The sequence below is a fragment of the Pseudomonas sp. NBRC 111123 genome, assembly GCF_001320205.1.
Lineage (GTDB): Bacteria > Pseudomonadota > Gammaproteobacteria > Pseudomonadales > Pseudomonadaceae > Aquipseudomonas > Aquipseudomonas putida_J.
Map to the genome: position 1 here is coordinate 38,675 of NZ_BCAZ01000045.1, position 7,968 is coordinate 46,642.

Below are 7,968 nucleotides of genomic sequence, written 5' to 3' on the forward strand. Positions count from 1 at the left end.
CGGTGAATTAAAAGGTTTTCATCAATAATCGGATCCGAAAACCAGCCGCCGTTTTCAACGGCGGCTTTGGCCTCAGCCCAGGCGCTGCCCCGAATCTGGCACGATCAGGATCCCGGCACGCAGGCCATTCTTGACCCTGGGGTTGGGGAAAATGATCCGCGCCCCCTCCTCCTCGACCACCCAGCGCATCTCTGCCAGGTCCTCGGCCAGCAGGTAACCCTTGCTCAGCTCGGAGAAGTTCTCGATGTCCGCCGGCAGGTGCAGGTGGAAGCTGTCACTGTGCTTGATGATCTCGCGCGCCACGCTGAACAGCTTCAGGCCGTCCAGCGAGCCGTCGATCTCGGGCTCGGTATCCTCGATGATACGAATCAGGCGCTCTTCGAGCCTGTCGAGGTTGACCTGCTCGTTCTGCCCGAACGGCCGGGCCTTGCCGAGCTCCAGGGTAAATGCCTCGGCATCCAGCTGTTCGTAGGTGAAGGCACTGAAGGTGATCGACGACTTGTTCTGCAGCAGCACAGCCTCCATGCCGGCTGCCGCCAGGCGGGCCAGCTCGCGACGGGAATGCTTGCGCCCCTCTTTATAAGGGTACAGGGCAAACTGCTCGATTTTCGAACCGCGGATGGCTGTATGCAGGTCGTAATGCAGGCGGGTGCGTTCCGGCTTGCTGAAGAACACCCGGGCGAACTGCTCCAGCTCGGCTGCACGCAATGCCTCGAAACCACTGGAGAGCTCGTGGCGGCCGTTGAACAGGCGGTTGATATCCTGCTCGACGAAGCGCTCGCCCTTGCGGATGGCCACGGGGTTGCCGAACAGGAACAGAATCCGCGCGCGCGGCTTGACCTTGCCGTTGGCAACGCCATGCAGGAGCCTTTCGAGCAGCTCGATCGGTGCCGTCTCGTTGCCGTGTATGCCGGCCGACAGCAGCAGGTCCAGCCCACAATCCTCGCCTTCAGGTGGGCGCACCTCCAGTGCGCCCTCCCCCAACCAGCGCAACCGCACGCCCTTGGGTGTCACTTGGGTCTTCTCGGCCGGCTCGTGATCGGTCAGGGTCAGCTCGAGCAATTTGCCAAGGGCGAGCATAGGCGCTTCCTTAGTGGTGGTGGCCGCAGTCGGGGCCATGGACGTGATCGTCATCTTCGCCGACCTCTGCCGGCTCCATTTCCAGCTGCAGGCTGACCAGGTTGGTGGCCATCGGGCGCAGCAGCAGGTTGGCGTATTCAGCATCGCCTTCCTCGACATCCACGCCGATCAGCAGCTGGCCACGGCCGTCCTGCTGAACCCACACTTCCTTGCCTTGCCAGACAATGGCAAAACGGGTGCAGGAGGTTTCCAGCTGGGTGCCGTCTACATCTTCGAGGATCAGGCGCAGGGCGTCGGTCATTGCAAATTCTCTCTTCAAGGTTGGCGTTGGAACGGGTACACCGAGCCCAACTTCAGGATCTGGGTCAATTCATCCAGCGCGGTACGGCATTCCAGCAGCAGCTGCGGGTCGGCAAGGTCGGCTTCGCCAAGGCGATCGCGGTAGTGCTTGTCGACCCACTGCACCAGCGTGTCGTACAGCGGGGCGGTCATGATAACGCCTGGATTGACCGCCGCCAGTTCCGATTCCTTCAATGCCACGCGCAAACGCAGGCAAGCCGGGCCACCGCCGTTCTGCATGCTCTGCTTGAGGTCGAACACCTTGACCTCCTTCACCGCGCCCCCCTGGGCGGTCAGTTGGCCGAGGTAGGCCCAGACCCGCTCGTTGTTGCGGCACTCCTCCGGCACCACCAGCAGCATCGAACCATCGTCACGGCTGAGCAGCTGACTGTTGAACAGGTAGGAACGCACTGCATCCTCTACCGCTACCGCCGCGCGTGGCACACGGATGGCCTGGAAGTTGCCACCCTTGCTGGCCAGTTTAGCCTGCAGTTGGCCAAGCACCGCGTCGGTCTCGAGGAAAGCGTCCTCGTGATAGAACAGCACTTCACCGTTACCGACCGAAATCACATCGTTGTGGAACACGCCCTGGTCGATTACCGCAGGGTTCTGTTGAGCGTAGACCACACCATCATCGCTCAGCCCATGCAGCCTGGCCACGGCCTGCGAAGCCTCCAGCGTCTGCCGCGCCGGGTACTTCTGCGGCGCCGGGTAGCGGCTGTCGAAGGCGCTGCGGCCATAAACGAAGAACTCCACCCCGGCCTCGCCATAGTCACGGCAGAAGCGCGTGTGGTTGGCCGCGCCCTCGTCGCCGAACTGTGCCACGGCAGGCAGGGCTTCGTGGTGGGCAAAGTATTTCTCGTTGTTGAACATCGCCGCCAGCACGCGGCTGGTGGTCGGGTGCTCGATGCTGCGGTGGTACTTGCAATTGAGGTTGGCAGCCGTGAAGTGCACGCGGCCATCTGCGGTGTCGGCACTCGGGCTGACAGTGGCGGCATTGGCCACCCACATGCTCGAGGCCGAGCAACTGGCGACCAGCAACGGCATGGCCTCCTTGGCGGCACGCTGGATCACCTCGGCATCGCTGCCGCTGAAGCCCAGGCGGCGCAGGGCGGCCACGTCGGGGCGCTCCTGTGGCGCCAGCACACCCTGCTTGAAGCCCATGTCGGCCAGCGCTTTCATCTTGGCCAGGCCCTGACGCGCGGCTTCACGCGGGTTGGAGCCTTGCTGGCTGTTGCTTTGCGAAGCCACGTTACCGTAGGACAGGCCGCCGTAGTTGTGGGTAGGCCCCACCAGGCCATCAAAATTCACTTCATAGGATTTCATCGGCTAGGCTCCGTGACCTGTTGTTATAGGGTGACGCCCGGCGTCAGGGTCGCCGGCAAGGCAAGGCTGGCGGTCTCCAGCGAAGCTACGGGGTAAGCGCAGTAATCGGCTGCGTAATAGGCGCTGGCACGATGGTTGCCACTGGCGCCCACACCGCCGAACGGCGCACTGCTGGCGGCGCCGGTCAGCTGCTTGTTCCAGTTGACGATGCCGGCGCGGCTGCGCAGCCAGAAGTACTGGTAGCGGGCACGGGAATCGGACAACAGGCCGGCGGCCAGGCCGTACTGGGTGTTATTGGCCTCGTCGATGGCAGCATCGAAATCGGCATAGCGGATCACTTGCAGCAGCGGGCCGAAGAACTCTTCGTCCGGGCGTTCGGCCACGGCGGTGACATCGAGAATGCCAGGCGTCAGCAGCGCGGCGTCGGCCTGGGGCTGGGTCATTGCCAACAGTTTCACGGCGCCCTTGGCCAGCAGTTCGGCCTGGGCTGCGATCAGGGCCTGCGCCGCCTGCAACGAGATCACCGAGCCCATGAATGGCGCCGGCTGCTGATCGAAAGCACCGACGGTAATGCCCTGGCACACTTCGACCAGCCGGGCGACCAGCGCATCGCCCCAGGCCCCCTGCGGCACCAGCAGACGGCGCGCACACGTGCAGCGCTGGCCGGCAGAGATGAACGCCGACTGGATGATGGTGTACACCGCGGCGTCGAGGTCCTTGACCTCATCCACCACCAACGGGTTGTTGCCGCCCATTTCCAGGGCGAGGATCTTGTCCGGGCGCCCGGCAAACTGTTGGTGCAGCAGGTTGCCGGTGCGACTGGAGCCCGTGAAGAACAGGCCGTCGATACCCCGGTTGGCAGCCAGTGCCACACCGGTTTCACGTGCTCCCTGAACCAGGTTGAGCACCCCGGCCGGCAGGCCCGCGGCGATCCAGCAATTGACCGTCAGCTCGGCGACCTTGGGGGTCAGCTCGCTAGGCTTGAACACCACACAGTTACCCGCCAGCAGCGCCGGGACGATATGGCCATTGGGCAAATGCCCGGGGAAGTTGTACGGGCCGAACACCGCCACCACACCATGGGGCTTGTGCCGCAGCACGGCCGTGGCATCGGCCAGCGGGCCGCTCTTCTCGCCAGTGCGCTCGCGGTAGCTCTGCACCGAAATCGCCACCTTGTTGACCATGCTGGTCACTTCCGTGGCCGATTCCCACAACGGCTTGCCGGTTTCCTCACCGATGCAGTGCGCCAGCGCCTCGGCATGTTGCTTCAATTGCTCGGCGAACTTCTCCAGCACGTCGATACGCGCTTCCAGGCTCAGTTGCGCCCAGGCCGGGAATGCCTGGCGGGCAGCCTTGACGGCTGAGTCGACCTGGCCGGCATCGGCGCCCTGCCCTTGCCAGACAACCGCCTGAGTCACCGGATTGAGCGACTGCAGGGCTTCGCCCTTGCCCGCCAGCCAGTTGCCTGCGATGTAATGCGTAGTCATTTACTGGGCCTCCCGGCTTGCCGACAGCGGCACGGCGCGCACATTGTCGCCGGCGCCCATGCGCAGACGCTTGGCGGTCTGCGGGTCGACCACCAGGGTGCCGGCGGCCAGGCGCGCGGGCGCAGCAGTGATGCGGCAGTCGTCGCGCTTGCGGTTGTGGATGATGTAAGGGGTAGCGTCATCGCCTGGCGTGCCCACGGCCAGCACCAGGGTCTCGCTGTCGCGCACGGCGCGGATCTTAGAGGTCTCGCATTCGATGGCCGGGCCGGCGTCGAAGATATCGACGTAGCCCTGGTAGCTGAAGCCTTCCTGCTTGAGCATCGCCAGCGCAGGCTCGGTGTCGGTGTGTACGCGGCCGATGACACTGCGCGCAGCTTCGGACAGGAAGCAGGTGTAAAGCGGAAACTTGGGCATCAGCTCGGCGATGAACGACTTGTTGCCCACGCCAGTGAGGTAGTCGGCCTGGCTGAACTCCATCCTGAAGAAGTGCCGGCCCAGGCTTTCCCAGAACGGCGAACGGCCCTGCTCATCGGACATGCCGCGCATTTCAGCGATGATCTTGTTACCGAACAGTTCAGGGAATTCGGCAATGAACAGCATGCGCGCACGCGACAGCAAGCGGCCGTTGAGCCCGGAGCGATAGTCGCTTCGCAGGAACAGCGAGCACAGTTCGGAATTGCCGGTCAGGTCGTTGGCCAGGAACAGCGTGGGGATTTCGCGGTAGATCTTCAGTTCCTGAGAGGCGCTGACCGTCAGGCCGACCCGGTAGTTGTACCAGGGCTCGCGCAGGCCCACGGCCCCGGCGATGGCACTGATGCCGACCACCAGCCCTTCATCGTTCTCAAGCACGAACAGGTAATCGGTGTCGCCACGCTCGGCTTCGCCACGGAAGCTCTTCTCGGCCCAGCCAACACGGTGGCCAAGGCGCTCCTCGTTGGCTGGCAGGGTGGTCAGCCCGGTGGTACCGGTACTGCGGGCCAACTCGATCAGCGCGGGTAAATCGCTGCTGCGTACAGGACGAACGATCATGCTATCTCCTTGTGCGGCGGCCTGTGCCTGCCGCATGACTCTCTATACCTGCCTGCTGTTCCGGTTTGCGCGCCGGGGCTCAGGCGGCAACCAGGCGCACGCTGGCGCCTTCGCCTACACCCAGAGCCTCGGCCGCCTTGCTGCTCAGGCTGACCGGCTTGCCCGGCACCCAGTCCAGCTCCAGCAACACTGCGCGGTAGTCCTGCAACTGGCCGTTGCACACCAGGTACGGGCGCCCGCCCTTGGCCGGGGTATCGTCCACCTTGACCGGCACCACGCGGCTCTGGGCGATCGAGCGGATGCCCGAGGCACGCGCGTGCAGGGTCGGCCCGCCGTCGAAGATGTCGATGTAGTGCTCGGTCTCGAAGCCTTCGCGCATAAGGATATCGAAGGTGATCTGGGCCCGCGGGTGCACCTGGCCCATGGCTTCCTGGGCCTCATCGGGCAGCAGCGGCACATAGATCGGGTAATGCGGCATCAGTTCGGCGAGGAAGGTGCGGCTCTTCAGGCCGCACAGGCGCTCGGCATGGGCGTAGTTGAGGTCGAAGAAGTTGCGGCCGATGGCGTCCCAGAACGGCGACTCGCCCTGCTCGTCGCTGTAGCCGACGATTTCGGTGACCACCGAATCGGCGAAGCGCTCGGGGTGCGAAGCCATGAACAGCAGGCGACCTCGGGAGTTGAGCTCCGCCCAACCACTGTTCACCAGTTCCGGCAACACATAGAAACTGGTCAGCAGGCTATTGCCGGTGAGGTCGTGGCACAGCGACAAGACATGGATCTTGTTGTGGATCTTCAGCTCGCGCGAGGCGTGCACGAAGGTCTCGTTGCGAAAGCTGTAGAACGGCTCGGAGTAGCCGGCCGAAGCAACGATGGCCGAGCAGCCGGCGAGCTTGCCGGTGTCGCTGTCTTCGAGCACGAAGAAGTAGCTCTCTTCACCGTTGAAGCTGACTTCAGCAGCGAAGGAGGTTTCCGACGCGGCAATCTTGTCGCCCAGGCGGGCGGCATCGTCCGGCAGCGAGGTGACACCAACGGGGCTGTCGGCAGCCATGCGCTGCACTTCGTTCAGGTCAGCCATTTGCGCGGGGCGCATCACCAGCATGGTGTCACTCCTTTGGAAAAACGGGCCATCCAGGACGGCACGGAAAAACGGCGGGCGCAACGGCACCCGCACTGGAATTCGAGCTTCACCGACCCGCGACGGATCGGTGAAGCGACCGCAGGCCGATCAGCCTTTGGTCAGTTGCGCCACAGCGCGTTCAAAGCGGTTCAGGCCTTCGTCGATATCGGCATCTTCGACCACCAGGCTTGGCGCGAAACGGACCACATCAGGGCCGGCCTGCAGCACCATCACGCCTTCTTTTTCAGCGGCGTTGAGCACGTCCTTGGCCTTGCCCTGCCAGGCTTCGGTCAGCACGCAGCCGATCAGCAGGCCGACGCCACGCACCTGGCTGAACAGGCCGTACTGCTGGCCGATCTTCTCCAGGCGGGACTTGAAGCGCTCGTGCTTGGCCTTGATGCCGGCCAGGGTCTGCGGGGTGTTGATCACGTCCAGCACGGCGCAAGCAACGGCGCAGCCCAGCGGGTTGCCGCCGTAGGTGGTGCCGTGGGTACCCACGGCCAGGTGCCTGGCGATGTCGGTGGTGGTCAGCATGGCGCCAATCGGGAAACCACCGCCCAGGCTCTTGGCACTGGTCAGGATGTCCGGGGTCACACCGTAGTGCTGGTAGGCGTACAACGAACCGGTACGGCCAACGCCAGTCTGCACTTCATCAAAGATCAGCAGGGCATTGTGTTCGTCGCACAGCTTGCGGGCACCTTCCAGGTAAGCCTTGTCGGCCGGTACCACACCACTCTCGCCCTGGATCGGCTCGATCACCACGGCGCAGGTTTTGTCGGAAATCTGTGCCTTCAGCGCTTCCAGGTCGTTGTAGGGCACGTGGCTGATGCCGGTGATCTTCGGGCCGAAGCCGTCGGAGTACTTCGGCTGGCCACCGACGCTGACGGTGAACAGGGTGCGACCATGGAAGCTGTTCACGGTGGCGATGATTTCGTGCTTTTCAGGGCCGAAGCGGTCGTGGGCGACGCGGCGAGCCAGCTTGAAGGCGGCCTCGTTGGACTCGGCGCCGGAGTTGCAGAAGAACGCACGGTCGGCAAAGGTGGCATCGACCAGCTTGTGCGCCAGGCGCAGGGCCGGCTCGTTGGTGAAGACGTTGGATACGTGCCAGAGGGTATTGGCCTGTTCGGTCAGGGCCTTGACCAGTGCCGGGTGGCAGTGGCCCAGGGCGTTCACCGCGATGCCGCCGGCAAAATCGATGAGCTCACGGCCCGACTGGTCCCAGACGCGGGAACCCTCGCCTCGCACAGGAATGAAGGCCGCCGGAGAATAATTGGGAACCATGACCTGGTCGAAATCGGCACGTTGCACCGGGGCTTGCTCAACGGACATCTGAGTCTCCTGAAGAGGAACGCTGGCCTGGAAGTGGCGAGCGATGGGGGGGATTGTAAGGACTGATCCGCGCCTGTCCTTGCGGCCAAGCGACAACTTGTTACAGCGCAAAACCCAGTTTTACCAAGGCTTTCGGCAATGCGACAAACACTGTCGCAATCGCGCAGTGTACGGGAGAGAGGGGGCTGGGTGAACGGGTGTGCACAGGCAAATGGATGTAGCAGCGGATGCAAGGCGTGGTTGGTGTGTAATGGCGAAAAT

7 protein-coding genes are annotated in these 7,968 nt (G+C 63.8%); all 7 read right to left on the minus strand.

Translation table 11 applies throughout. The features are described from left to right. Positions 1-72: 72 nt before the first annotated feature. The 7 genes from astE to APH27_RS20310 all read right to left on the minus strand — a co-directional run bounded on the left by astE (position 73) and on the right by APH27_RS20310 (position 7,707). Complete coding sequence (astE, locus tag APH27_RS20280) at positions 73-1,080, minus strand: succinylglutamate desuccinylase (protein WP_027921098.1); 1,008 nt, start codon at positions 1,078-1,080, stop codon at positions 73-75. 10 nt (positions 1,081-1,090) lie between these two features. Continuing rightward, complete coding sequence (locus APH27_RS20285; protein ID WP_027921097.1) at positions 1,091-1,381, minus strand: hypothetical protein; 291 nt, start codon at positions 1,379-1,381, stop codon at positions 1,091-1,093. A 14-nt stretch (positions 1,382-1,395) separates the two neighbouring features. Then, complete coding sequence (gene astB / locus APH27_RS20290) at positions 1,396-2,745, minus strand: N-succinylarginine dihydrolase (protein WP_060485740.1); 1,350 nt, start codon at positions 2,743-2,745, stop codon at positions 1,396-1,398. A gap of 23 nt (positions 2,746-2,768) precedes the next feature. Then, positions 2,769-4,232, minus strand: a complete 1,464-nt coding sequence (astD, locus tag APH27_RS20295) for a succinylglutamate-semialdehyde dehydrogenase (RefSeq protein WP_060485741.1) — start codon at positions 4,230-4,232, stop codon at positions 2,769-2,771. Beyond that, positions 4,233-5,261: an arginine N-succinyltransferase gene (gene astA / locus APH27_RS20300; RefSeq protein WP_027921094.1), complete on the minus strand. Its 1,029-nt coding sequence runs from the start codon at positions 5,259-5,261 to the stop codon at positions 4,233-4,235. Between the two features lie 79 nt (positions 5,262-5,340). After that, complete coding sequence (aruF, locus tag APH27_RS20305; RefSeq protein ID WP_060485742.1) at positions 5,341-6,360, minus strand: arginine/ornithine succinyltransferase subunit alpha; 1,020 nt, start codon at positions 6,358-6,360, stop codon at positions 5,341-5,343. Positions 6,361-6,486: 126 nt separating this feature from the next. Continuing rightward, complete coding sequence (locus APH27_RS20310) at positions 6,487-7,707, minus strand: aspartate aminotransferase family protein (RefSeq protein WP_027921092.1); 1,221 nt, start codon at positions 7,705-7,707, stop codon at positions 6,487-6,489. Positions 7,708-7,968 lie beyond the last annotated feature (261 nt).

Bases quoted from the DNA above. Each gene is read 5' to 3' on its own strand.
- astE (WP_027921098.1), bottom strand. From the start codon at position 1,080: ATGCTCGCCCTTGGCAAATTGCTCGAGCTGACCCTGACCGATCACGAG.
- APH27_RS20310 (WP_027921092.1), bottom strand. From the start codon at position 7,707: ATGTCCGTTGAGCAAGCCCCGGTGCAACGTGCCGATTTCGACCAGGTC.
- APH27_RS20285 (WP_027921097.1), bottom strand. From the start codon at position 1,381: ATGACCGACGCCCTGCGCCTGATCCTCGAAGATGTAGACGGCACCCAG.
- astD (WP_060485741.1), bottom strand. From the start codon at position 4,232: ATGACTACGCATTACATCGCAGGCAACTGGCTGGCGGGCAAGGGCGAA.
- astB (WP_060485740.1), bottom strand. From the start codon at position 2,745: ATGAAATCCTATGAAGTGAATTTTGATGGCCTGGTGGGGCCTACCCAC.
- astA (WP_027921094.1), bottom strand. From the start codon at position 5,261: ATGATCGTTCGTCCTGTACGCAGCAGCGATTTACCCGCGCTGATCGAG.
- aruF (WP_060485742.1), bottom strand. From the start codon at position 6,360: ATGCTGGTGATGCGCCCCGCGCAAATGGCTGACCTGAACGAAGTGCAG.